The organism is Oscillibacter sp. 1-3 (assembly GCF_000403435.2).
Lineage (GTDB): Bacteria > Bacillota > Clostridia > Oscillospirales > Oscillospiraceae > Oscillibacter.
This window is the reverse complement of record NZ_KE159711.1, coordinates 34,334-56,601: the sequence shown is the minus strand read 5'-3', so window position 1 is coordinate 56,601 and position 22,268 is coordinate 34,334. Positions and strand designations below refer to the sequence as shown.

Sequence of the window (22,268 nt, the reverse complement as noted above, 5' to 3'; positions counted from 1 at the left end):
GTCCCACTTGATCTTGACCTTCTTGTCCTTCCAATTTCAATCCACGCCCCCCGCATGGGGGGCGACCATCGTCGCCAAGGCCGACGACCGGGTCTTCACATTTCAATCCACGCCCCCCGCATGGGGGGCGACGTTGGATACCAAAAAACAACTAAGAAAGGAAATATTTCAATCCACGCCCCCCGCATGGGGGGCGACCCTCCTCAAAAGCTGCTGCTGTTACCCCATCTGGATTTCAATCCACGCCCCCCGCATGGGGGGCGACCTGCTTCATGTCCCTTGGCCAAGGTCCTCCGGATATTTCAATCCACGCCCCCCGCATGGGGGGCGACTCGGACGACAAATACCTCCGGAAAGAGCAACGAAAATTTCAATCCACGCCCCCCGCATGGGGGGCGACGACCCTAAGCCGAGTTATCTTTGGGAGAGCTCCCCATTTCAATCCACGCCCCCCGCATGGGGGGCGACAAGCTCAACATGGCCATTGAGTACTTGAGAGGCCATTTCAATCCACGCCCCCCGCATGGGGGGCGACTTTCCCTCAATCACCTTGTCCTGCATGGTCTTGGATTTCAATCCACGCCCCCCGCATGGGGGGCGACCACCCTGGTCCGGGTTAATTCCACGATTGCCGGGATTTCAATCCACGCCCCCCGCATGGGGGGCGACCCGTTCGGAGTGTTTTCATTCAAGATGTGAGAGGCATTTCAATCCACGCCCCCCGCATGGGGGGCGACGGTTTTCAAAGACCCCAATGAATATCGGACCCAATTTCAATCCACGCCCCCCGCATGGGGGGCGACACATCAGCCACAATAGGGACATCAGCCACAAACCATTTCAATCCACGCCCCCCGCATGGGGGGCGACCCTAGGGCTGGCTTCACCTTAAACTTCTCCTCCAGATTTCAATCCACGCCCCCCGCATGGGGGGCGACACCCCCACAATCATTACCCTCTATGGAAGGGCAGATTTCAATCCACGCCCCCCGCATGGGGGGCGACAGCAAAAACAGCCAAATAATGCGACCGTTTTTACAAAAAACATACGATTTTCACAAACATCATCCTGCAGTTATTCCCGACAGTGAATCTGCTGTGTATGCTCGTGAAAATTACCTAAAAAATTTGGTGCGAAGCTACCGCGCTTTTCTGTTTACTTGGACCTCGCACCTAAAGCATTAAGACATCCTCTGGACCATAAGAAGCCTTTGCTCCAAAATGCTCAATTTTGTTCTCATAACGATTCCCCAAGTAATAAAATCGAAGGCTGTCCTTCTCGGAATCCATAATCTTGCATAGCTTTGCCTGCAATATGCGGCACTGAGCCGTGTCCAGCAGGCACTCAAAGACAGAGTTCTGCACACGCTGGCCATAGTTGACACACTGCTTCGCAATCTGCCGCAGACGTTTGCGGCCGGCGGTATCCTCTGTGTTCACGTCGTAGGTAATCAAAACCAACATGATATCACTTCCACAAAAAAGGCGGGTAAGCGTCCAAGTCCCCCCGGAGGCAGCGGGCCAGCAGAAGTGCCTGGACATAGGGGATCATTCCCCATGACAGTTTTTCGCCAAGATAGGGGTGGGTCAGCGTCTCCTTCTTCTTTTCCTGCCAGCCTTTCAAAAATGCTCTCCGGCCTTCGTCGGTCAGAAGCACCGCACCGCTCTCCATATATATAAAATCTGACGCTTTGACCTGGCGGTTGTTGATAAGGGTCAGTACAAAGCGGTCTGCCATACAGGGGCGCAGTTCTTCCATCAGGTCCAGGGCTAAAGAGGTCCGTCCCGGACGGTCCCGGTGCAAAAATCCCACATAGGAATCCAGCCCTACGCTCTCCAGCGCGGAGGCACAGTCGTGGGCCAAGAGGCTGTACGCGAAGGACAGCATGGCGTTGACCGCATCCAGCGGCGGGCGGCGGCTGCGTCCGCGAAAGAAGAACGCTTCTTTATCTCCGAGGATCATCTCATCAAGAACTCCGAAGTAGGCGGAAGCGCCAACTCCTTCCAGGCCCCGCAGCTCTTCCAAATCAGTGGTCTCTTTGACCTGAGCCAACAGGCCGTGGATCTGCCGGGAAGCGGCAGTCAGCTTTTCGCTGTCCACCCGCAGGCCGTGGTCCCGGCGGGTGCGCTCGATACTCCAGCGGGCGTTGAACAGCTTTCCCAAAATCATGGTGCGGCTGATCTGACAGCACTGGACCGCATCGTCTGCAGCACGGTATTGACTCCGGCGAAGCAGGACGTTTCCGTTTCCCTCCCCACATACCCTTGCCAGGAATTTTCCTCGGGGAGTGCAAAACGCGAATCCAATCTGCCGTTCCGCACAGGCGCCCATTAAGGCGGGTGAGGCCCCGGAGTAGGAAAATGTGATAATGTTCTGCAAAGTATGCAGAGGATAGCGGGCTGCTGTCTGCTTGTCCCGGTTGGCCACAACATTTTCTCCATCCAGAGACAAGTAAATGTCCTCCGACAGGATATAAAGGGTGTTGAGCAGATGTTTCATTCCAGCTCCTCCATAGCGGTGGACAGATAATCCGCAACCTTTTTACGGCTCATCAGCTTCGGCAGGCACAAGTCCTTCAATGAGCAGGCATTGCAGGCTTTAGAGGGTTTGACCTTAGGCGTATAGTGTCTTTTATAGAGCTCATGCATCTCTGTGAGACTGTCATGGACTTGTTTGCGCAGCTCGGGTGTAAATCGAACGGTCGTCCGGCGGCGGGGCTCGCCATAGTAGAGAGCCCCCTCCGGGATGGTACAGCAGAGCATTTCCTCCAGGCACATGGCCTGGGCGCAGAGCTGCAGCTCGTCCGCGCTGTGCTCCTTGGGCTTGCCCCGCTTGTATTCCACCGGATAGGGCCGCCACAACCCCTCCCGGTCTTGCAGCGGAACGCCGGCCGGGTCCCGGTGAAATTCCACCGCGTCGCACTGGCCGGAAATGCCAAGCTCCGCCGAATGGATCGCCAGTCCTCTGACAGTCAGGCGGTCGCCCCGGCTCTCCCGAAACTCCTGATCGTGAACGTGTTCATGCATGAGATGGCCGTCCGCCGTTCGGAAATTCTCCGCCCACTGGGTTTCTATGTGGATCAGCGCCCACTGGCGGCGGCAGAAGGCAAAGTGCTGCAGCCCCGAGAGCTGGAGCCAGTCCTCCTCATTAAATCCCATTGAAGATCTCCGGCGCCAAACCGTCCAGAGGCTCCGCGATGATCTGGTAATCCTCTGCGCAGGAGGGAAGCTGACTGGGGTCCTTCAACTCGGCATGGACAGAGCGGTGGACTTTTGCGGAGGAATACTGTCCAACCTTGCAGTTGTGGCGGAACCAATAGAGCTTGGCCACCTCCATGGAACCGTCCGGCCGGGCGGACGAGGCGTCGTTGACAAAGAGTGTGCGCAGGCACTCTTTCAATACCTCGGAATCCTCCTCGGTGAAGCCGGTTTTCTCCGCCAGCTGAACATTGATAGAGCCTTTGATCTTATAGAGGCCGAAGCGTACAAAGTGCTTCATCCCCATAGTGTCGGAGGAGCGTCCCTTATCGCCGCTCTCTCCATTTACGCTTTTCGTGATCTGCATATCCTCCACCTGCACCGGAGAGACGCTAACTCCCTGATGGATGGAGACTGGGCCCCGCACGCCGATGGAAACGCCCTTGGTATCTTTGAACGCGAACACCTGACCAAAAGAGCGTACATCCAACCAGGTTTCACAAGCTTTTTGAGCGTAAGATTCTGAATCTTTGAAGTCCTTTGCCTTGCCTAGAACAGCGGAGGCCCGCTCGCTGAGGCTGCCGTATCCGTCGTCACACCGGTCGGCGGACTGGACAAACACCGCCTGTCCCAAATCCTGCATTCGGTTGCGCAGCTTGCGCTTGATACACACATCGCTCATTTCCCCCAGACCGCTGTAGTCGGTGCGGGGGCTGTTCCCGTTGAGGGGGTCGCCGTTGGGATTGGCCATAGTAACGGTCACAAAGGCCACAAAGTCAATCTTATTTTGTAAAATGCCCATTGATTCGTCCTCCTTTTTACGCTTCGGCTGGCTTGCCGTCCTTTTCGGTACGGTAAGCCCGTTGATGGTAGTATCCTAATAAGTAGATATCATCCAATTTTTGATTTAGATCACGGTCTGAAACAGAGAGCTTATCCGTGATCTCCTGAACCAGCTTTCGATAGTACTGGCACAGACCGGGGCTGAGCTGCTTGTAATAGGGCACCAGCTTTTCCTCCAGCAGCCGCCAGGTTGCCATAGGCCGCAGGGAAAAGGCCTTTTGCATCCGAAGCGCGTTTGTCTCCCGCCGGTCCTCGCTGGTGTAAGTGCTGTTTTCCACCGCGTCCGCAATGGCCAGCAGCCGGCCAAACAGGTAGCTGCGGTCGGAACAGTTTTTATCCAATGCCATATCCCACTCCTCCTTCAAATGGTCATAGTGATATTTTCGAATGGCCGCGCAGGCCGTGAACAGCAGCTTTTGCCGGTTTTCTCCCTCGTAGAGCAGAAGATGGGAGGCTTTTTCCACCAGTGCCCGCTCGATATCCAGCGGGAATCGCGTTTTGTCCACCCGGCAGGCCACCAACCGCTGCATTTGCTGGGCCAAAATGCGGTCGTCGAGTTCCGCTTTTCCGTTTCGGGGGGTTCCGAAGGCCTGGCTGACGATCTGGAACAGGGAGGGCGACTGAATCCCATAGGGGCCGTTCTCCCAGCAGCAGGAAGCCTCCCAGTCATGGAGCCGGTCCAGAAAATCAGAGGCCAGCAGTTCGTTGTAGTAGGTGACCGCCAGCCGGCCCGTGGTAGCCGCGTCGAACGCGGTGATGACCACCTCCGCCGACTGCGGCAGGTCGGCTTTCCAGCCGGAAAGCGACTCCTTCAACTGTTGACGGTACTGAGTGGGATTGGCCGCCCGCTGCGTGCCTCCGCTCCTGCGGCCCATAGGACCTGTTACCTTGGGGACTTGTACGCCCTTGGGATTCCAGCACAGAAAGGTTCGTCCGCCAAAGGGAACGCTTTGGTTCGCTACCAGCCACCGCAGGGCGCTGTGGGCCTTTTGGGAGGCGGTATAACTCACCGTCGCAGCCTGCCAGTCCTGGTCAAAGCGGCCCCGAAAGGTAAACCCGCTGGAGTCATTGGCGGAGATCAGTTTCGCGTTCCCGTTGATGGGGATGATGCCCTTTGGATGTTGGCCGGCCGGCGGCTCCACTGTGCCGGAAACCATGCACAGAGCAGACCGTGTGTCGGTCCGTTTTGCGCGGCTGTAGCTGATAAATGCCTTCATAAGTGTTTGGTCTGTCCAGCATGGGCCGCTCCATTCCTCACCCAGGCCGTTGACAATCCAGCAGACCATCCACTTCTCATCTTTTGGACCGCCCTCCGCAGTCAAGGAAAGAGTGCCGGACCCTGACAAATCGGACAGAATTGTGCCCCCGCACACATAGGTTAGGATAGGCTGCAATTTGGGGTGCGAATGCTCCGAGCTGGTCCAGTCTGACAGCGCATCCACATAGAGCGCGTGCTTTTTGGCGTCATACGGGGACACATACCCCAGTTGGTCACACAGAGGATGCGCACAGGGAGCGCTGGTCCTGCCCGCCGATTCCTCCGTTACTGGGATGATGATCTTGGGTTCCTCCTTCGCTGTGGTCCGGGCAGAGACAAACCTGCCATCCTGGTCCAGCGTAATCTCGATCTGTGCCCGCGCCATGATGTGGGAGACAGGAGCCAGCGGAACGTTTTCGCCGTCATACACAATTCCGGCCCGGTAGGCCATGACGTCATAGGTTTCACAGGCCTTTTGCAGCAATCCCATCACGTCACCTCCCCAAATTCCCGCAGACCGGAGAAATTCCCGAAGTCCTCCCCAAAAAGTTTTATCTCCATCTCCCGCAGGGGCTTTGTGAGCGGGCAGTCCTCCGGGCGGGGGAAGGTGATGACTCCCTGCTTCATGGTGGGATACCAGAACCGGGCGGTCATTTTCCCCTTGGTTTCGGGAGAATAGGCCTCGTCGGCATAGGTAATGCCGTGGTACATCAGCCCAAAGCTCAGCTCGGGCAGTTTGTCGTAGGCCCCCGGTCCCTCGCCGAAGACGCAGGGCTCCACATAGCCCTGGCATTCCCTGGCGCCCAGGAAAATATCCCGGCGGCCGCCCGTTTTGATCATCCGCCTGGCGATATTGTGGTGTTTATTTTCATTGCGGTCCTGGGCCAGCTCCGGACGGTTTTCGTTCCATTCAAAATGAGCCCGCACCTGATAGCGGCAGTTTTTCAAATAGGTGTAGTAGGACAAGTCGTTTTTGCTGTCCTGGTAATGAATCGGCCGGATACCCTTTACCTCAGTCTGAATCTGGTTCATCATCCGGACTGCGTCGATGTACCAGATCAGCGTGGGCTTCCAATAAACAGAGGACAGAATCCCCTTCAGCGCCTCATAGGTAGGCACCTGGTAGCTGCACTTCTCCCCGCCTACCCGCATGATGGGGTCGGAGAAGAGGGCGTAGTCCCCCGTGACCTGGAACTCTACAATGTTTGGATACTGCATGTTCACACCCCCAGAAAATCAAGGTTGGATTCGTCCATAGAAAAGCCGGTTTCCGCGAGATAGTGTCCGTTGAGCCCCAACGCTCCTCCCTGGAGCGGGATGAGGCTGTGCTCCGCGGTGAGACGGTCGATCTGGTACTGGTACAGGGAAACGGTATAGGGCTTTGCCTGTTCCAGCAGTGTTTTCAAATAAATCGGATCATGTTCCGCCCTTTCGCTGTTGAGATTTTGAATCAGCGCCGCCCCCTCCCCGTAGGGAACGATCACGTCGGTCGTGTTCTCCTCAAACACCTGGAACAGTGACCCGGCCGTCCGGAATGCCTGCCGGAAATAGTAGGGCGGATCGGCTGTGCAGGATTCGTTTCGAGACAGGAGGGAGAGCAGGGACGGACGGTCTTTTATGCAGTAATCATGGTGGCCCTTGTCCTCTCTGCGGTATAGGGCGCGGTAGTAGTACTGAATTGCCTCGGCTGAGTCCAGACTGTTGTGATACAACTCCGGATGAGCCGCGAATTCACTTAAAAGCTCCTGAGTTGCGCCCTGACCTTTTCTGATATCTGGAAGCTGTGCAAGTGATTCGTTTTGACACCGAACCAAATAAACCGGAGCCAGAACGCCCGGACCGGCCTCGCCGCTGCGGTTGCACCGCCCGGCCGCCTGCACAACGCTGTCCATCCCGGCGGCAAGGCGTATCACACAAGCGAAGGATATATCCACGCCGGCTTCAATCACCTGAGTGGAGACACAGACAACTTTCTGCGCGCACCGGGTCAGCGCGTTTCGGAGCTTGTCCAAGGTATCCCGGCGGTGGGCTATGCACATGGAAGCGGAGAGGGAAAAGAGCGCGAAATTCTGACCGTTCAACAGATTGTACAGCTGCTCTGCCTGACGCTTTTTGTTGCAGACGACCAGCAGGCTGTCTGCGTGCTCCAGCTTGTTCAGCGCAAAATCTGCAATCTGCTCCAGCGACATTGTTCTGGCATCCCGGATGTCCGTCCGGCGAAAAACCTCCCACAGCGCAGGCTCATAGGGCACGATTTCAGGGATCGGATTGTGGAGCGGGTGTTCAATTTGTTCTGTACAAGGTTGGGTCGCGGAGCAGAGGACTACGGTTGCTCCGCAGATTTCCGCCAGAAAATTGACGGCCAACGAGAACAACGAGAGCATTTTACTAGGTACGGTCTGTACCTCGTCAATTACGATGATACTGTCACATAGAGAGTGGAAGCGCCTGATAGCAGCCGTCTTTCCGGAGAACAGGGTGTTCAGGAGCTGGACCAAAGTGGTAATGATAATAGGGCTTTCCCAGGTTTCGGTCAGGAGTTCCCGTTCATCTAACTGCTGTCCATCCTCCTCCGTTTGGAGCAGATTGGAGTGGTGCTCCAGGATGAGACTGTCATCCTGAATGTATGTCCTGATCTCTTTTGCGTTCTGATCCAGGATGCTGAGCAATGGCGATGTGAAGATCATGCGCTGTTTCCGGTGCCGGTGCGCATGCGCCAAGGCGAACCGCAGACTGGACAGGGTCTTGCCGCCGCCCGTGGGCACATTCAGACGGAACACGCCGCCGGGCTGTTCCGCGGCCTGCTTGCACCGGTCGGAAATGGTCTGCCGGGCCTGACCGATTGGAGTCTCCCGCGGGAGCGCCTCCAGTTTTTCTTCGGTCCGTGACAGAAGGGCAGACCACAGCTGTTCCAGATCTTCCTTGTTTCGGGCCGGAGGAAACTCAGATCCCGTCATAAAGATCGCTGTATCCCGACGATCCCCCTCGATGACTGCGGAGAGCAGCAGCCGGGCGAGCAGACCGGAGTAAAAGGACGTTTCATCGTCAAAGTACGTATTGTCTTCGCTGGTCATAGCGAGGATTCGTTCCAGCACAGGTGTCAGTTCCTGTTGGGCCGCCTGGAACCGCTGGTCAAGCTCTTCTTGGCTGATGCAAAAGCGGAAGAAATTTTCGACTGCCTCTTCATAACCGGTGCCTTCCTTGACCAGACGGTGTTGAAAACCGCTTTTTTGCCGGTCATCTATACAGTCGAATAGGCCGTGATGCCCGCCAACCGCCAGGGCCAGAACTTCGCTGGCAACACTGGAAAAGTCTTCGGCGTCCTCGCTGAAAAACCGTTCCAACAGCAGATGTACACCGGCAAAGGTGTGATTCACGCTTCCCCTTTGTCCGATTTGGTTGACCAGATAATTTTGAAAGCTCGCAGTGTACTTTCCCATATCATGAAGCAGTCCGGCCAAATGCCCGCAAGAGGAGAGCGATACCGCCTCCAAGGCCTGCGCGGCATACTTTGCGGTGCTGCGGCAGTGCTCGCTGACTGTTTGGACCTCCATGGGCTGCCGGTCTCTTCTGATGTGAGCCAGATAGTTCTCCATTTTACATTCACATCTCCTTTCGTACAGCAATCGGGAACAGTATTCGAGTTTACAATCTAAACAAAAAACAACCTATTTGCGCTTAGGCCATGTTTGAAAAAAGACAAAACGCCCAAACGGTGGATCTTGATCTGCCACTCTGCGTTAAATTTTCTTGCCGGGCGTCAGCCCGCCTGCGAAAATTTGCCTTGATTGGCGAAAATATCTCTCGCCGTTGGGCATTCCGCCATTTTTCAAACATGGCCTAAATTTCGGGGAACGGCTCTCGCTTGCAGAGCTGCATCTTTCTATACGCCGCCGGGCAGGAATACAGTATCTTCAAACTGTGTACGAGCCGCCGAAAAGCAAATAGGAGCGAAAGAGGGTGCGGCCTGGGAGCGGAGAACTCCGCGCGCCAAAAAGCTTCGCATTTTTACTGACGCTATCCGATCATTCCTGCCACGCCGCAGGTCATAGCGGTTACCATCACGCCGGCGATGACTACGCCCAAGGTAACAGCCGGCAGGGCTGTCCGCATCCGGATGTCCAGCACATCCGCCACCAGCGCCCCAGTCCACGCGCCGGTTCCCGGAAGAGGAACGGCAACCAGCAGCACCAGGCCCAATGTCCGGTACTTCCGCACTTTGCGGCCTTTCAGATGCGCCCGGCGCTCTAATTGGTCGATCAATGTGCTCAGCCTGGGAAAATGCCGCAGCCAGCGAAAGACATGCCGGAGCAGCAGCAGAATAAGCGGCACGGGGAACAGATTGCCCAAAATCGCCGCCCCCATGGCCGCCAGAGGGTGCAGTCCGGCGGCCACGCCGAAGGGGATGGCCCCCCGCAGCTCCACCACCGGCACCATCGCCATAAAAAATGTTAAAAGAAGAGTCTTCAAATCGTTTTCTCCCTCGCTTGCGCTTATAGTTTGCCGCGCAATTGTAACATATCTGGCGGCACGGCGCAACTGTCTCTCCAGATCTTTTGCGGTCGGAAGCGCTTTTCTGTCCCTGCGGAGCTTCGTTACGATTGCATTACAGATACTTATTATATATAATGCATTTCCGCTTGGCGTGGTATGATCGTGAAAAAGAAAGGGCGGCGCTGGAAATACCCCGCATATTTCGCCGCATCGTGCAAACGCGAAACTTTTTTTCCGGAAATGGCGCATATTTTTCCAGAGAAGAGAAGAAAGCCCACTTTTCTTCAATGTTACAGTTAGATTACAAGCAATCGAAATCTATTGCATTTTGCTTTTCCGTCTGTTATCATGCGAAATGAACAAACGAGGAAGACCCCCCGGCAGCCCGGTATAGATACAGCTCAGGCTAGCCGCGGTATGTATACCGTGTGAAGGGAGATCCTCCGAGGGCGTTCAAGAACTTCACTGCCGGCCGGCCCCCCTGGGTCGTACGGCAAATAAAAAAGGAGGAAGATCCACCATGAAGAAGTTCCTTTCTATGGTCATGGCGCTGGTTATGGTTATGTCCCTGGTCACCATCAGCGCCGGGGCCAAGGACTTCACGGACAACGACGTCATCACCTATGATGAAGCCGTCGCCGTGGTGTCCGAGGTGGGCATTGTCGACGGTTATGCCGACGGCGAGTTCAAGCCCGCCAACACCCTGACCCGTCAGGCTGCTGCGAAGATCATCTGCAACCTGATCCTGGGTCCCACCACCGCCGCCGAGCTGCACGCGGATACCGCCCCCTATCGGGACGTTCCCGCCAACGGCGAGTTCGCCGGCTACATCGCCTACTGCCAGAGCAAGGGCATCATCAGCGGCTACGCTGACGGCGCTTTCCGCCCCGGCAACACCCTGACCGGCTATGCTTTCATGAAGATGCTGCTGGGCGCCCTGGGCTATGACGCCACCCTGGAGAGCTACGTTGGCTCCAACTGGTCCATCAACGTGGCCAAGCAGGCCATCGGCATCGGCCTGAACAAGGGCCTCGAGGGCGAGTTCAACGGCATCAAGGCCGTGACCCGCGAGGAGGCCTGCCTGTATGCCTTCAATACCCTGCAGGCCGACCTGGTTGAGTATAGTCAGCGGCTGACTACCACCATCAACGGCACCGAGGTCACCCTGTCCTCCGGCGGCGCTCACGCCAAGGAGTGGAGCACTCAGCAGACCCGGGTGAACAACATCCGCGAGGATGACATCATCCAGTTCGCCGAGGAGTACTTCAACAAGCTGGAGAAGAAGGCTGATACCGACGAGTTCATGCGTCCTTCTTACACCTGGCTGTATGACAAGGAAGAGATCGGCACCTATGTCAATTGGGAGCTGCTGGTTGAGGAGTATACCTCCGGCGTGACCGGCCGCGACCTGTATGACCTGCTGGGCGCCACCACCCTCCGCGACAGCGACATGACCTATTATGTCGACGGTCTGGAGCCCGATGAGTTCACCTCTGTCAACAACTTTGCCATCACTGGCATTGGCGACTGCGAGCAGTCCGACATTGTCCGCTCCAACACCGATGACTTCGGCGTCTCCGCCAACGGCGTTCTGACCCAGGTCTTCCTGGAGAAGGGCATTGGCCGTGACGAGCGCAACGAGCTCACCATCGTGTCCATCGACACCTGGCTGGGCCGTGCCACCGGCGATTATCAGGAGAACAAGGAGTACGCTCCCATCGACGTTTACTACGGCTGGACCCCTAGCACCAAGACTACCGTTAAGGCCGGCTGGAATGTTGACGTTGAGGACGTTCCCTCTGTTGTCGACGTGCAGGACGAGGATTACTTCCTGGTCAACATCTCCTTCAAGGAGAACAACAAGGGCGACGTGGTCTCCCTGACTGACCCCGAGGTCCTCGACAAGACCACCATCACCAAGTTCTCCAAGTCCGACAAGAAGGTCATTGACAAGCTGACCACCAACGGCACGGAGTACAAGTCCGCCCGTATGGCGTTTTATAGCGACGACGCTCTGGACGAGTACAACGCCACCCTGCTGCCCGACCACACCTACAACGTGTTCATGGATCCCTATGGCTACGTGATCGCTGTGGAGCTGGACGACGGCGCGAAGAACTACGTGTTCATCACCGGCTTTGACCGTCCCACCAGTAACCTGTCCATCAGCACCGCTAACGCCGCCGCCATCTTCCTGGACGGCACTATGGACACCATCAAGGTCAATGTCACCGAGACCAACAAGAACATCGACCGCATCAAGGCCAGCGAGACCGGCAGAGAGTACTTCATCAAGTGGACCAATACGAACTTCCCCGGCGACGAGGGTAGCTACCGTCTGAACCGCTGGTTCACTTACAGCACCAACAAGAGCGGCGTGTACACCCTGACTCCCGCTGTCCGTATGACCGCTACGAAGTATGGTGTGGCTGATGCCACCGACGGCAAGGTCACCATTAAGACCGCCAACGTGTCCCTGAAGGACAACGTTCTGGTGAGCACCAATTATCCCTACAGCGCCACTGCTGGCACTGTTGGCGGCTGGGATGCCAGTCTCGCTACCTGCGGCCATCCCAATCCCGACAGCCACGCTCCTTTCTGCAAGACCTACGTTGACAACAACAATGTCCGCGCTTACGGCAACGATGACTCCGTGTTCATCACTGTCGGCCTGGACGACGTTGACACCGACGACGGCACCCGCGCCATCACCGAGGTGAACGATGTGTTCAGCGGCGTGCAGGACGTGGAGCTGGAGATTGACGTCACCAGCGCCATCGAAGAGGCTCAGATCTACACCGTGTATGACCGCAACGGCTACATCATCGGCGCTGTGACCACCGGCGAGGCTAAGGGCGGCAACGCCACCATCGCCTACGTCCTGAGCGACGTGAAGAGCGAGCGCTATGACTCCGCCGAGGACGCCCACTATTGGGAGTTCGACGCCTTCGTTAACGGCGAGAAGAAGACCCTGACCGTTAAGGATAAGTACGGCACTCTGCAGGGCGCTGTGGACACCGAGTATGCCAAGAACACCCACAGCTCTGGTATTGGTACCAATGGTGTGACCGACTACAACCGGTACGATGGTATTGTGGAGTTGCGCTTTGACGCTGACGAGAACGTCGTTGACATCAAGAACGTTGTCGAGAAGGACATCTACAACTACTACCTGGGCGGCAAGAGCATTCAGGATAATACTGCTACTGGCATCGACGGCTACACCAAGATGAACCTGGATGACGCCAAGGTCTACCGTATGAACGTCCTGAATTCCACCTACACCAAGGGCCTCACCTGGGCTTTTGGCGGTGTGACCCACAACTATGACTCCGCTCCCGACACTGTGATGCTCCGCGGCCGTACCATGTACGTTACCGCTGACCGCCACGATGAGGGCCTGGCTCTGACCTCCGACGCTAAGGCGCTGGTCATCCAGAAGGAGAATGGCTCTTGGGAGAAGACCGAGTACAACACTGTCGCTTCCGCGATCTCCGGCCTGGCTGATGCGGATGAGACGACTGACGGCCTGCAGTACAACGGCGAGATCGTGGCTGCCATCAACGGCAGCGGCGCTGCCACTTGGGTTGTGTTCATCAACTACACTGAGTTGGTGACTGGCAGCCGTCCGGTTCCCGGCTCCGGCAGACTGACCGCGATTGATGTTGCTGGCGACGGCTTCTGGAACGACGATACTCCCGCGAGAGATTATGGCGACACCTATCGGCACCTGGGTTACAGCAATCCCGGCTATGATTACAGTGCTCGGTATTACGCTGCTGCTCCCACGGGTACCTACGGCACCGGCAAGCTGACCTATCAGCTGGTTGGCAGCGCAAGCGGCCAGACCTACAAAATGGTGCTTGAGGTTCTGGGCGCCAACGGCTGGATTGTCTACGACGAGTGGAATGTCAAGGCTACTACCGCGAACTACACTGACAGACACTATGTGGGCGTTCTGAATCCCGCTTCTCAGTGGAGACTGACCTGCGGCAATGTGGTTGCTGCTGTCTCTATCGTGCACTGATCGACAGATTCCCCACAAGCATCTAACCTCGAGTTAGAGAGACACAAAACCGGCCCCCGGACGAAAGTCCGGGGGCCGGTTTCCTTTTGAGCACCCCTGCCCAAGGCAAAGCTGATTAAACCCCCGCAGAATAAGACCCGCGACTGGATTTACTTCGCCCTGCCGGAATGTCGGGGGTAAAATTTGGGAGACCACGAACCAGAAACTCAGACCATGTCTGCCAGCTTCGCAAAACGGTACAGCATGGTGCAAAGCTGCTGGCGGGTCACGGGCTGGGTGAGCATCAGGTCCCCGTCGGCGTCCCCAGTGAGGATGCCATGCTCCACGCACCAGGCCACGCCCTCCCGGTGGGCGGGAGCGGGAGCGTTGTCCGCCGTCTGCCCGGAGACCGGCGTGTCAAACAGCGCCTGTTCCGCCGCCCGGCGGCGGACAAGGCCCGGCAGCTTCTTGCCGCCGCCCCGGTTGTACAGGGCCATGGCGTCCCGGATCTCCGGCAGGCCGCGGCCTTTGCACAGTGTTTTCAGGCGTCCCACGCCGCAGTTGAAGGTAAACGAGATCAGCGCATCCCGCTGATTGTCGTTGAGCTCCTCCGTCGGCGGGCAGTTTTTCGGATCGTCTACCGCGTCGGCGAACCGCTGACAGTCCGCCAGCAGCAGACGGTCCGCTTCCGCTTGGCTGATGGTCTGGTTCTCCTCCACATCGGGGCCGTAGTGCCCCCAGCCGATGGTCCAGTATTTTTCCGTTGGGACGGCTCTGTACGCCGTCAGGCGGCATCCCTCAAACTGCTTGATGAGGGCGAGGCCCGCCTCTCCGACAGGCCGCCCCATTATGCCGTCTCCGGCGGAGAGGGACGCTTTCTCTCTCCGCTCAGCTGCTTCCAGTCACACATCCGGCATACCTCCTTGAAAATCAGGTGTCCTTCCAGCCTATGCGGAAGCTCTCTTCCCGGTGCCCGGCGCCCGCGCTTCTGTGGGCTCGTCACCGGGCCGGTTTATTTTTTGCGGAGAATTTGAGGTAAAAAACGGGACAACAACCGCTTTTATCCTGTAAAATTGTAAAATAAGGACCTGTATTTGTAACGGGGACGTACCATATGGACGGAGAACTGTGCCGGTGGACAGCGTTCGGAGACTGCGAATACAGAGCCCATTTTAAGGATAAATAAAAAACGGAGGAGCTTCCATGGGGGAAAACACCTACGGATACATCCGGGTATCCAGCACGGACCAGAACGAGGACCGGCAGCGGATCGCGCTGCGAAAAAGGGCGGTGCCCAAGGAGAACATCTACATGGACAAGCAGTCCGGCAAGGACTTCAACCGGCCGCAGTACAAAAAGCTGGTGCGGCGACTGAGAACGGGGGACCTGCTGTACGTTCTGAGCATCGACCGGCTGGGGCGGGACTATGAGGAGATCCAGAACCAGTGGCGGGTTTTGACCAAGGAAATCGGCGTGGACATCTGCGTTATTGATATGCCTTTGCTGGATACCCGCAGCGGAAAGGATCTGATGGGGACTTTCATCGCCGATCTGGTGCTGCAAATCCTGTCCTTTGTGGCGGAGAGCGAACGCACCAATATCCGCCAGCGGCAGGCGGAGGGCATTGAGGCGGCCAGAGCCAGAGGCGTCCGCTTCGGCAGGCCGCCCAGGGCCCTGCCGGAGAATTACCACAGCGTCTATCAGCGCTGGAGGACCGGCGACATCACCGGCGTGGCGGCGGCCAGGGAGTGCGGAATGCCCCTGTCCACCTTCCGCTACCGGGCCCGAATTTATGAAAGCGCAAAGCGGCAAGATCACACTTGAAGCCCGGGGAAAAATGTGGTATATTCTTAGGGAATGTGGTATACTTTGATTCGGCACCCCCGGCGAAAGAGGTGAGTCCCATGGAAAAAAAGGGGATCAAGACCGCGGCGCAGAACCGCAAGGCCTTCCACGACTACTATGTGGAGGAGAAATACGAGGCCGGCATCGAGCTGGCGGGCACGGAGGTCAAGTCCATCCGGGCCGGCACGCTGAACCTGAAGGACGCCTACTGCACCGTGAAGGATGGGGAGCTGTTCGTCCACGGAATGCACATCTCCCCCTATGAGAAGGGCAACATCTTCAACAAGGACCCCATCCGTGTCCGGCGGCTGCTGATGCACCGCCGGGAGATCCGCAAGCTCCACGCCCTTGTCAAGCAGGACGGCTACACCCTGGTGCCCCTGTCCGTGTACTTCAAGGACGCGCGGGTTAAGGTGGAGATCGGTCTGTGCAAGGGCAAGAAGAACTACGACAAGCGGGACGCCGCCGCCCAGCGGGACGCCAAGCGGGAGATGGAGCGGGCCATGAAGTCCCGATGATGGCGGCCTGCACCGGCGCTGGACTGACGGTTCCCGCCTCCTTCAAGGTAAACGAGGGAGGCGGGGGACGGGTGATTATTGTCCAGGGTCCCGTTGTCCGTGTGGAGCCTCCGCTGCGGAAGGGACGGACCTTTTTCATCCGGCAGGCGGCGGGCCTCACCGTCCGCCGCCCCAGGGGCAGAAGCTTTGAAAACGTGCTGTTTGACGCGCAGGGCGAGACCCTCTGCCGCTTTACCACAGGGGAGAAAAACGGGCAGGTCTTCCTCCAGTACCTGCGCAGTCAGGGCGTGCCCTTTTACCGCCCCGACGGCCAGCCTCTGGAGCCTGTTCCCGCGGGCCCGGAGGAAAACGACGAGACCATCCGCCACACGGATATGGAAAAGGCGTTCGGCCCCCGTTTCACGCTCCAGCTCCGGCGGACCGAGCCCATCGGGGTGTGGATCGCCCTGGGGCTGGGCCTGGGGCTGCTGCTGTTCCTCTTCGGCTTTCCCGCCGTGGCGATTCTCAGCGGCTCCCGGGCGGCGTGGAGCCTGGACATTCTGCTGGCGGTCATTATCATTCTGATCGCCGGTCCCTGGGTTCTGGCGCTGGCGAAGGGGCAGCTCTTTCCGCCCGTCCTCGCCGTGGAGGGAGACCGGATGCGGATCATCACCTTTGGCTGCTTCCGGGAGCTGCGCCCGGAGGATGTGGGCGGCTTTTGCTTCCATCGCTCCGACGAGTGTTACATCTTGTATGACAAGAAGGGCAAAACCTTGGCGAAGTTCAGTATGCGGGACGATTTTGGCCCCCAGTTTATGGACTTCCTGACGGACCACAATGTCATCTATCGCCAGCGCATTTGAAGAGCCGCAGACCGCGGATATTCAGCCGGCGGACCAGTCGGCCCTGCCGAAGGGGCGGCGTCCTTGCGCGTTGACTACATCAGACCGCGCTCCCCAAACTGTGAGCGCCCAGAAAGGAATAAAACGATATGTCCAACCATCCCATTGTCACCATCACCATGGAGGACGGCAAGGTTATGACCGCCGAGCTGTACCCGGAAAAGGCCCCTAACACGGTGAACAACTTCATCTCTCTGGCCGGCAAGGGCTTTTATGACGGCCTGACCTTTCACCGGGTGATCCCCGGCTTCATGATCCAGGGCGGCTGCCCCGATGGCACCGGCACGGGCGGTCCCGGCTACGAGATCGATGGGGAGTTCTCCGGCAACGGATTTGCCCAGAACGACCTGGCCCACACCACCGGCGTGCTGTCCATGGCCCGCACCATGGCCCCCAATTCCGCCGGGAGCCAGTTCTTCATCATGGTGGCCCCGGCCCCCCATTTGGACGGCCAGTACGCCGCCTTCGGCCAGATCATCGACGGTACGGACCACGCCGTCGCCATCTCCCGGGTGCCCCGGAACATGATGGACGACAAGCCCAAAAAGCCGGTGGTCATCCAGTCCGTCAAGGTGGGCACCCACGGCGTGGAGTACCCCGCTCCCGAGACCCACTGAGGGTCTCCATCCATCCGAACCATTCAATGATTCATAGAGGAGGCGCTTTATGAAAACCGCTATCATCACCGGAGCGTCCGCGGGTCTGGGCCGGGAGATCGTCCGGCAGCTGTGGGATGTGTTTCCCGAGATTGAGTGCTGCTGGCTGATCGCCCGCCGGGCGGACCGCCTGACGAAGCTGGCGGAGTCCCTGCCCGGAAAGGAGGCCGTCTGCCTGGATATGGACCTGTGCGACCCCATGAGCTTTGTGCGGCTTCAGGAGAAGCTGGCGGAAGACCGGCCGGAGGTGTGCCTGCTGGTAAACAACGCCGGCTGCGGCTACCTGGGCCGCATTGGCGAGGCGGACACCGCCTCCCAGACCCGCATGGTGGATCTGAACCTGCGGGCCCTCACCGCCGTCACCAACATGGCGGTGCCCTACATGCCCGGAGGCGGGCGGATTTTGAACGTATCCTCCATCGCCGCCTTCTGCCCCAATCCCCGCATGACGGTCTACTCCGCCTCCAAGGCTTATGTCTCCGCCTACACCGTGGGCGCGGCGGAGGAGCTGCGCCCGCAGGGCATCACCGTTACGGCGGTGTGCCCCGGCCCCATGGCCACGGAGTTCCTGAAGGCCGGAAACATCGCAGGCAACTCGAAGATGTTTGAGCTGCTGCCCTACTGCGATCAGGTCCGGGTAGCGGCGGGTGCCCTGCGGGCCGCCAAAGAGGGCCGCACCATCTACACGCCCAGGCTTTTCTACAAGTTCTACCGCCTGCTGGCCAAGGTCATGCCGGTAAAACTGATGGTAAAATTTGCGAAAACCTGACAAAAATGAAAATGTCACGGAATCGTAACACATTTCGACAGAGAAATGTGTTACGATTTCAAGTAGCAGTTTCCCGCAGTACCTCATAGATACCAATCTCAAGCCCGTGCCTCTCCGCTTTGATGCAAATCCTAAAAAGAGGAGATACTCTTGCCTCGGCGGTCTCCCGCGTGAGTCCAGAGGAGCAAGCCGCGCGGGAAGAGGAGGGGCAAAGGAGCGGAGCGCAGTTTTCGCCGTAAGGCGGGAGCGGAGTGAAGCGGATTTTGCCCCGACGAGGGGGTGTACCGGTTTCGACGGGGGTATGGAGGCGGGATCAGCGGGCGGCGGCGCCTGACCGCCATAAAACGGGCAATTTATAAATCAAATAACAACAACACTGTTGCTGTTGCTGCCTAATTAAAGGCGGCCGTCCGACCCGGAAGGACCGCGAGCCGGGAAGGGCGTCGTTTAGCGGTAAATGTGCGTACGGTAAGCTTTGCCCGTGCCACACATCATGAAGCTCACCTGACCTGACGGCGTGACGGTTTGCCGTCTGGAAGGGGAACAGGAAGGAAGACTTCCGCAATAATCGTCTGCGCCCGGAGAACATCCCGTTAAAGTGCTTTCGGACGGGGGTTCAACTCCCCCCACCTCCACCAAATGGAATGCCTACAGTAAACTGGACAGTCTTTTCGGACTGCTTGTTTCTGTAGGCATTTTCTTATATCCTCTTTGCGGCGTGATACTCCGCCTCCGCTTGGTTTGGCGTAAGCTGACCAAGGCGCTGGTGTGGACGATAATCATTATAAAATTCAATATACGCATCTACAGCTGCCTGAAATTGATCTAACGTCGGATAATAGTTGCGGCGGAAATCTTCTTTTTTAATTGAGGCGAAAAAGGATTCCGCAACCGCATTGTCGTGAGGTGAACCAGGCGCAGAAAAAGATTGTGTGACGCCATTTTGTCTTAACAGCTTTCGGAACTGAAACGAGGTATATTGTGTTCCCTGGTCGCTATGGAACAGGACTCCGGCTGGGCATCCTCGAAGCAGAAATGCTTGTTGAAATGTATCAATCACCAAAGCGGTATCCATATTTTCTGATACTGTGTAACTGATTACTTTGCGGGAGTATAAATCTATGATGACACACAGATACACAAAATCCATGCCGACTTTAGCGTAGGTAATATCGCTGACCCACACCTTATTTGGCGTATCGGTCAGAAACTGACGTTTGAGTTTGTTGGGATAATACTGGTATTGGCAGTCATTCGCTGAATTCAAATGCGGTCTTACCCCTTTTGATGAAAGCCCTAATTCTTTCATCAGGCGGGATGTCCTGCGTTCGCTAATTGTATATCCAAGTTCCAGTAACTTTGTCCGAATTCTTCGTACACCGAATCGCCTGCCGCTTTTTTCAAAAATTTGGGAGATGACAGGTTTCAGGTGGGCATCCTCCTTTTGCAGTTGGGTTTGCTCGGGAGCACGCAATGTGTGATAGTAGTATGTAGAACGCCGTACAGACAAAGTGCGGCAGAGTTCGTGGATACTGAATTCGTCCTTATGGGCACAGATCGCCGCAAGCCGAACTGCCAATGGAGATGTTGGGGAACAGCCGCAGGATTTGAAAATCGCATTTTCTGCTCGGAGCCGTTCCACTTCTTTTTGCAGTAAATATTGTTCTCTTGAAATACGGTCAGTTTTATTTTGAGCGTGCTGTTTGACCCACAGGAATAGCGTGCTGCGGGCAATACCCAACTGCTGACAAAGCGCAGTAGCTGATGCGCCATTTTGATACTGCTGTACTGCTTGAAACTTGAAATCGTCTGTATATCGTTTCGCCATGCTCTCGCTCCTGTTGTTGAATTTATGATATACTGCGATTATACCACAAGGTACGTCATTTTTACTTCCGCAATTTGGGGTTCGAAAATGGGCATGTGCTCCAGATGGACATTGGACGAACACCATTATTTCAAAGTCGGCTTCGCCGTCATGGTGTGGCTCTGATGTCGAAACGAACAGCGGAGGTCAAGGTATAAAAGCCTTGGCCTCCGCTGTTTTATCGGTTTATTTCGTTTTGCCCTGGGCATCCTGCCATTCCGTAAACTCCCCTTGGCCCTGTTCGCTGTCATAGTATTTCCGTATCTCCGGAACGAGGAAGCGGGCAAAGGTTTCTATGATAGCCTGCGGCAATTCGATTTGACAGATTTCAGTTTTGATTTCAGTCTGTTCTTCTGACAGATAATTTCCCCCTTTCCCAAATGCAGGACAAGGCCCGCAGGCGGGAGGAACATGGAAAGGGTAAGCTGTTCCTCCCAGCCGGGGCCGGTTATCAGTTCACGCCGAGAATGGCGCGGATGAGCTTGTTTTCCAAGCGGCTTTTCATGTACTCGTCCAGACAGGCGTGGGGACAGCCGCTTTCGTCATAGACCGTCCGGGTACAGAGCTTGTTTATGTAGCCCTCGTAGTACCGTAAGACCTGCTCCACAGCGTCAGTGTCCCCAGCCTGGGCCGCGTCGCTCACCGCCAACGGCAGCAGTTCACGGTACTTGTACTTCCGGCGCTTCATGGGCGCTAACCTCCTTTCCTCGCTGTCAGTTTCGTCCGCAGGACATTCAGCGATTTTGTTCTGCGCCGCTGGACGGCACTCCGGGACAGCCTCAGGGCCTCGCCGATCTCACTGACTGTCAAATCCAGCACCAGACGCAAAATCAAAATGCTTTACTCCTGTTCCGGCAGACCGGCAAAGGCGTCGGCCACCTGCTGGCTTCTGATCGGCAGGTCACAGCCGCAATACGAGAACACATAGCTGTGCTGTCGCTGGGGTAATCATCAGCCGAACACAGCTTGTTCATCGCCGTCTGGGGCAGCCGCTCCAAGGACGTTTCCCGGCTGGCCTGCCGCTTCATTTCCCGGATGTAGTCGATTGCCTCATGCTTCAACACGGTCTTGCAAAAGGCATCAAACCTGTACCGTTCGCCATAGTAGCGGGGGTTGGTTTCCATCTTCTCACCCCCTTTCGCTGGGGGATGGTGGTACTTTCCCTTTCCGCTAACAGAGCGTTCAGCGGTACAGGTTTTGCGCGAAAAACCGCTTTCCGCAGAGAAAAAAGTGAAGAAAATTTTCCGGGCCGCAGGAAACGACAAAAATTGCCCGGCAGGTTAAAGACCCGCCGGGCGGTTTGCACTGTATAGTTTGCTATATCTATACTGTATAGTATAACCGCATGGCCGCAGTTCCCCCAGGTGGGGAACGGGCTTTTTTTGACGGTTCAAACTCTGTCAAATCGTGTCGAACGGTTATGTACTTCATGGCGGCTGCCTCCTATCAGTCGACGTATCTGTCAGCGTTGCCGCGTCATTCTTTTGGGGGATAAAAGAACAGCGGCTTTGATTTGTAAGCCGTCGTTCGCAAATGAGCGTGATTATAGACTGCTGCACGACGGCTTTTTTCTTTTGCCGTCGTGCGGCAGTTTTTCAAATATTGGCTATATGGCAGTCTCCCGATCTGTTATTACTGCAAGAAGTTGAGAAGCAGAGCAAGGGCGACAATCCCCAGCATCATCAGCACCAGCGCCACGCTAATTACCGTGGACATGATATTGACAGCGCTCCGGCTTTCCTCGTTCTTTACGCAGATCACGGAGAGCAGGAGGCCCGCCAGCACAAGGACGATGTTGCAGATCGCCCAAACCATGCGTACACCATCCGGCAGGGTAATTTTCAGAAACACCGGAACAAGGGTTGCCAGCGGCAGCAGACTGATAATCAGAGCTGCCAGACTGAGCTTTTGCAGTTTCTTTGTGACTTCCATA

The 22,268-nt window shown here is 56.7% G+C and carries 20 protein-coding genes, 1 other RNA gene and 1 CRISPR repeat array; of the genes, 7 read left to right on the top strand and 14 right to left on the bottom strand.

Translation table 11 applies throughout. The features are described 5' to 3' along the window. Positions 1-33: 33 nt before the first annotated feature. A CRISPR array of direct repeats spans positions 34-1,005; the repeat unit is 33 nt; unit sequence ATTTCAATCCACGCCCCCCGCATGGGGGGCGAC. Positions 1,006-1,173: 168 nt separating this feature from the next. The 8 genes from cas2 to C816_RS18550 form a co-directional block, all read right to left on the bottom strand. After that, a complete protein-coding gene (cas2, locus tag C816_RS18585; protein ID WP_016323954.1) occupies positions 1,174-1,464 on the bottom strand; it encodes a CRISPR-associated endonuclease Cas2 in 291 nt (96 codons plus the stop codon). Between the two features lie 4 nt (positions 1,465-1,468). Continuing rightward, positions 1,469-2,500 (bottom strand): type I-C CRISPR-associated endonuclease Cas1c, encoded by a 1,032-nt coding sequence (gene cas1c, locus C816_RS18580; protein WP_016323953.1) that lies wholly within the window; start codon positions 2,498-2,500, stop codon positions 1,469-1,471. Continuing rightward, positions 2,497-3,159: a CRISPR-associated protein Cas4 gene (cas4, locus tag C816_RS18575; protein ID WP_016323952.1), complete on the bottom strand. Its 663-nt coding sequence runs from the start codon at positions 3,157-3,159 to the stop codon at positions 2,497-2,499. Before cas4 ends, cas1c begins: the two co-directional genes overlap by 4 nt. Continuing rightward, the gene (gene cas7c, locus C816_RS18570; protein ID WP_016323951.1) at positions 3,149-4,000 is read right to left on the bottom strand and encodes a type I-C CRISPR-associated protein Cas7/Csd2; all 852 of its coding nucleotides are present in this window, start codon (positions 3,998-4,000) and stop codon (positions 3,149-3,151) included. Before cas7c ends, cas4 begins: the two co-directional genes overlap by 11 nt. Positions 4,001-4,016: 16 nt before the next feature. Next, entirely contained in the window at positions 4,017-5,789 is a 1,773-nt protein-coding gene (cas8c, locus tag C816_RS18565) for a type I-C CRISPR-associated protein Cas8c/Csd1 (protein ID WP_016323950.1), read from the bottom strand. Further along, entirely contained in the window at positions 5,789-6,517 is a 729-nt protein-coding gene (cas5c, locus tag C816_RS18560; protein WP_016323949.1) for a type I-C CRISPR-associated protein Cas5c, read from the bottom strand. The genes cas8c and cas5c overlap by 1 nt, the downstream gene beginning before the upstream one ends. A gap of 2 nt (positions 6,518-6,519) precedes the next feature. After that, positions 6,520-8,895 carry a CRISPR-associated helicase/endonuclease Cas3 gene (locus tag C816_RS18555; protein ID WP_016323948.1) on the bottom strand — a complete coding sequence of 792 codons (2,376 nt, stop codon included), beginning with the start codon at positions 8,893-8,895 and terminating at the stop codon, positions 6,520-6,522. A 421-nt stretch (positions 8,896-9,316) separates the two neighbouring features. Further along, a complete protein-coding gene (locus C816_RS18550) occupies positions 9,317-9,769 on the bottom strand; it encodes a COG2426 family protein (RefSeq protein WP_016323947.1) in 453 nt (150 codons plus the stop codon). 544 nt (positions 9,770-10,313) lie between these two features. Here C816_RS18550 and C816_RS18545 point away from each other — a divergent pair. Then, on the top strand, positions 10,314-13,820 hold the full coding sequence (locus C816_RS18545; RefSeq protein WP_016323946.1) for an S-layer homology domain-containing protein: 3,507 nt from the start codon (positions 10,314-10,316) through the stop codon (positions 13,818-13,820). 206 nt (positions 13,821-14,026) lie between these two features. Here C816_RS18545 and C816_RS18540 read toward each other — a convergent pair whose 3' ends face one another. Continuing rightward, positions 14,027-14,647, bottom strand: coding sequence for a lysozyme (locus C816_RS18540; RefSeq protein ID WP_016323945.1), 621 nt, complete (start codon positions 14,645-14,647; stop codon positions 14,027-14,029). Positions 14,648-15,002: 355 nt separating this feature from the next. Here C816_RS18540 and C816_RS18535 point away from each other — a divergent pair, with 355 nt between their 5' ends. The 6 genes from C816_RS18535 to ssrA all read left to right on the top strand — a co-directional run bounded on the left by C816_RS18535 (position 15,003) and on the right by ssrA (position 19,106). After that, positions 15,003-15,623, top strand: coding sequence for a recombinase family protein (locus C816_RS18535; protein WP_016323944.1), 621 nt, complete (start codon positions 15,003-15,005; stop codon positions 15,621-15,623). An 80-nt stretch (positions 15,624-15,703) separates the two neighbouring features. Beyond that, a complete protein-coding gene (smpB, locus tag C816_RS18530) occupies positions 15,704-16,162 on the top strand; it encodes an SsrA-binding protein SmpB (RefSeq protein ID WP_016323943.1) in 459 nt (152 codons plus the stop codon). Further along, positions 16,159-17,004: a hypothetical protein gene (locus C816_RS18525; RefSeq protein WP_016323942.1), complete on the top strand. Its 846-nt coding sequence runs from the start codon at positions 16,159-16,161 to the stop codon at positions 17,002-17,004. The genes smpB and C816_RS18525 overlap by 4 nt, the downstream gene beginning before the upstream one ends. Before the next feature lie 128 nt (positions 17,005-17,132). Further along, a complete protein-coding gene (locus C816_RS18520) occupies positions 17,133-17,660 on the top strand; it encodes a peptidylprolyl isomerase (RefSeq protein WP_016323941.1) in 528 nt (175 codons plus the stop codon). Between the two features lie 49 nt (positions 17,661-17,709). Then, a complete protein-coding gene (locus C816_RS18515; RefSeq protein ID WP_016323940.1) occupies positions 17,710-18,468 on the top strand; it encodes an SDR family NAD(P)-dependent oxidoreductase in 759 nt (252 codons plus the stop codon). Positions 18,469-18,743: 275 nt separating this feature from the next. Beyond that, positions 18,744-19,106: a transfer-messenger RNA gene (gene ssrA, locus C816_RS23090) on the top strand. 62 nt (positions 19,107-19,168) lie between these two features. On the opposite strand, the gene C816_RS18510 is transcribed toward ssrA, so the two are convergent. The 5 genes from C816_RS18510 to C816_RS18495 form a co-directional block, all read right to left on the bottom strand. Beyond that, a complete protein-coding gene (locus C816_RS18510; RefSeq protein WP_016323939.1) occupies positions 19,169-20,296 on the bottom strand; it encodes an IS3 family transposase in 1,128 nt (375 codons plus the stop codon). 490 nt (positions 20,297-20,786) lie between these two features. Beyond that, on the bottom strand, positions 20,787-21,023 hold the full coding sequence (locus C816_RS18505; protein WP_016323938.1) for a helix-turn-helix domain-containing protein: 237 nt from the start codon (positions 21,021-21,023) through the stop codon (positions 20,787-20,789). 5 nt (positions 21,024-21,028) lie between these two features. Then, positions 21,029-21,169: a sigma factor-like helix-turn-helix DNA-binding protein gene (locus tag C816_RS25745; RefSeq protein WP_016323937.1), complete on the bottom strand. Its 141-nt coding sequence runs from the start codon at positions 21,167-21,169 to the stop codon at positions 21,029-21,031. Then, positions 21,166-21,459 (bottom strand): hypothetical protein, encoded by a 294-nt coding sequence (locus tag C816_RS18500; protein ID WP_016323936.1) that lies wholly within the window; start codon positions 21,457-21,459, stop codon positions 21,166-21,168. Before C816_RS18500 ends, C816_RS25745 begins: the two co-directional genes overlap by 4 nt. Before the next feature lie 508 nt (positions 21,460-21,967). Beyond that, a complete protein-coding gene (locus tag C816_RS18495) occupies positions 21,968-22,267 on the bottom strand; it encodes a hypothetical protein (RefSeq protein WP_016323935.1) in 300 nt (99 codons plus the stop codon). Position 22,268: the final 1 nt, after the last annotated feature.

Bases quoted from the DNA above. Each gene is read 5' to 3' on its own strand.
- cas2 (WP_016323954.1), bottom strand. From the start codon at position 1,464: ATGTTGGTTTTGATTACCTACGACGTGAACACAGAGGATACCGCCGGC.
- cas1c (WP_016323953.1), bottom strand. From the start codon at position 2,500: ATGAAACATCTGCTCAACACCCTTTATATCCTGTCGGAGGACATTTAC.
- cas4 (WP_016323952.1), bottom strand. From the start codon at position 3,159: ATGGGATTTAATGAGGAGGACTGGCTCCAGCTCTCGGGGCTGCAGCAC.
- cas7c (WP_016323951.1), bottom strand. From the start codon at position 4,000: ATGGGCATTTTACAAAATAAGATTGACTTTGTGGCCTTTGTGACCGTT.
- cas8c (WP_016323950.1), bottom strand. From the start codon at position 5,789: ATGGGATTGCTGCAAAAGGCCTGTGAAACCTATGACGTCATGGCCTAC.
- cas5c (WP_016323949.1), bottom strand. From the start codon at position 6,517: ATGCAGTATCCAAACATTGTAGAGTTCCAGGTCACGGGGGACTACGCC.
- C816_RS18555 (WP_016323948.1), bottom strand. From the start codon at position 8,895: ATGGAGAACTATCTGGCTCACATCAGAAGAGACCGGCAGCCCATGGAG.
- C816_RS18545 (WP_016323946.1), top strand. From the start codon at position 10,314: ATGAAGAAGTTCCTTTCTATGGTCATGGCGCTGGTTATGGTTATGTCC.
- C816_RS18540 (WP_016323945.1), bottom strand. From the start codon at position 14,647: ATGGGGCGGCCTGTCGGAGAGGCGGGCCTCGCCCTCATCAAGCAGTTT.
- C816_RS18535 (WP_016323944.1), top strand. From the start codon at position 15,003: ATGGGGGAAAACACCTACGGATACATCCGGGTATCCAGCACGGACCAG.
- smpB (WP_016323943.1), top strand. From the start codon at position 15,704: ATGGAAAAAAAGGGGATCAAGACCGCGGCGCAGAACCGCAAGGCCTTC.
- C816_RS18525 (WP_016323942.1), top strand. From the start codon at position 16,159: ATGATGGCGGCCTGCACCGGCGCTGGACTGACGGTTCCCGCCTCCTTC.
- C816_RS18520 (WP_016323941.1), top strand. From the start codon at position 17,133: ATGTCCAACCATCCCATTGTCACCATCACCATGGAGGACGGCAAGGTT.
- C816_RS18515 (WP_016323940.1), top strand. From the start codon at position 17,710: ATGAAAACCGCTATCATCACCGGAGCGTCCGCGGGTCTGGGCCGGGAG.
- C816_RS18510 (WP_016323939.1), bottom strand. From the start codon at position 20,296: ATGGCGAAACGATATACAGACGATTTCAAGTTTCAAGCAGTACAGCAG.
- C816_RS18505 (WP_016323938.1), bottom strand. From the start codon at position 21,023: ATGAAGCGCCGGAAGTACAAGTACCGTGAACTGCTGCCGTTGGCGGTG.
- C816_RS18500 (WP_016323936.1), bottom strand. From the start codon at position 21,459: ATGGAAACCAACCCCCGCTACTATGGCGAACGGTACAGGTTTGATGCC.
- C816_RS18495 (WP_016323935.1), bottom strand. From the start codon at position 22,267: ATGGAAGTCACAAAGAAACTGCAAAAGCTCAGTCTGGCAGCTCTGATT.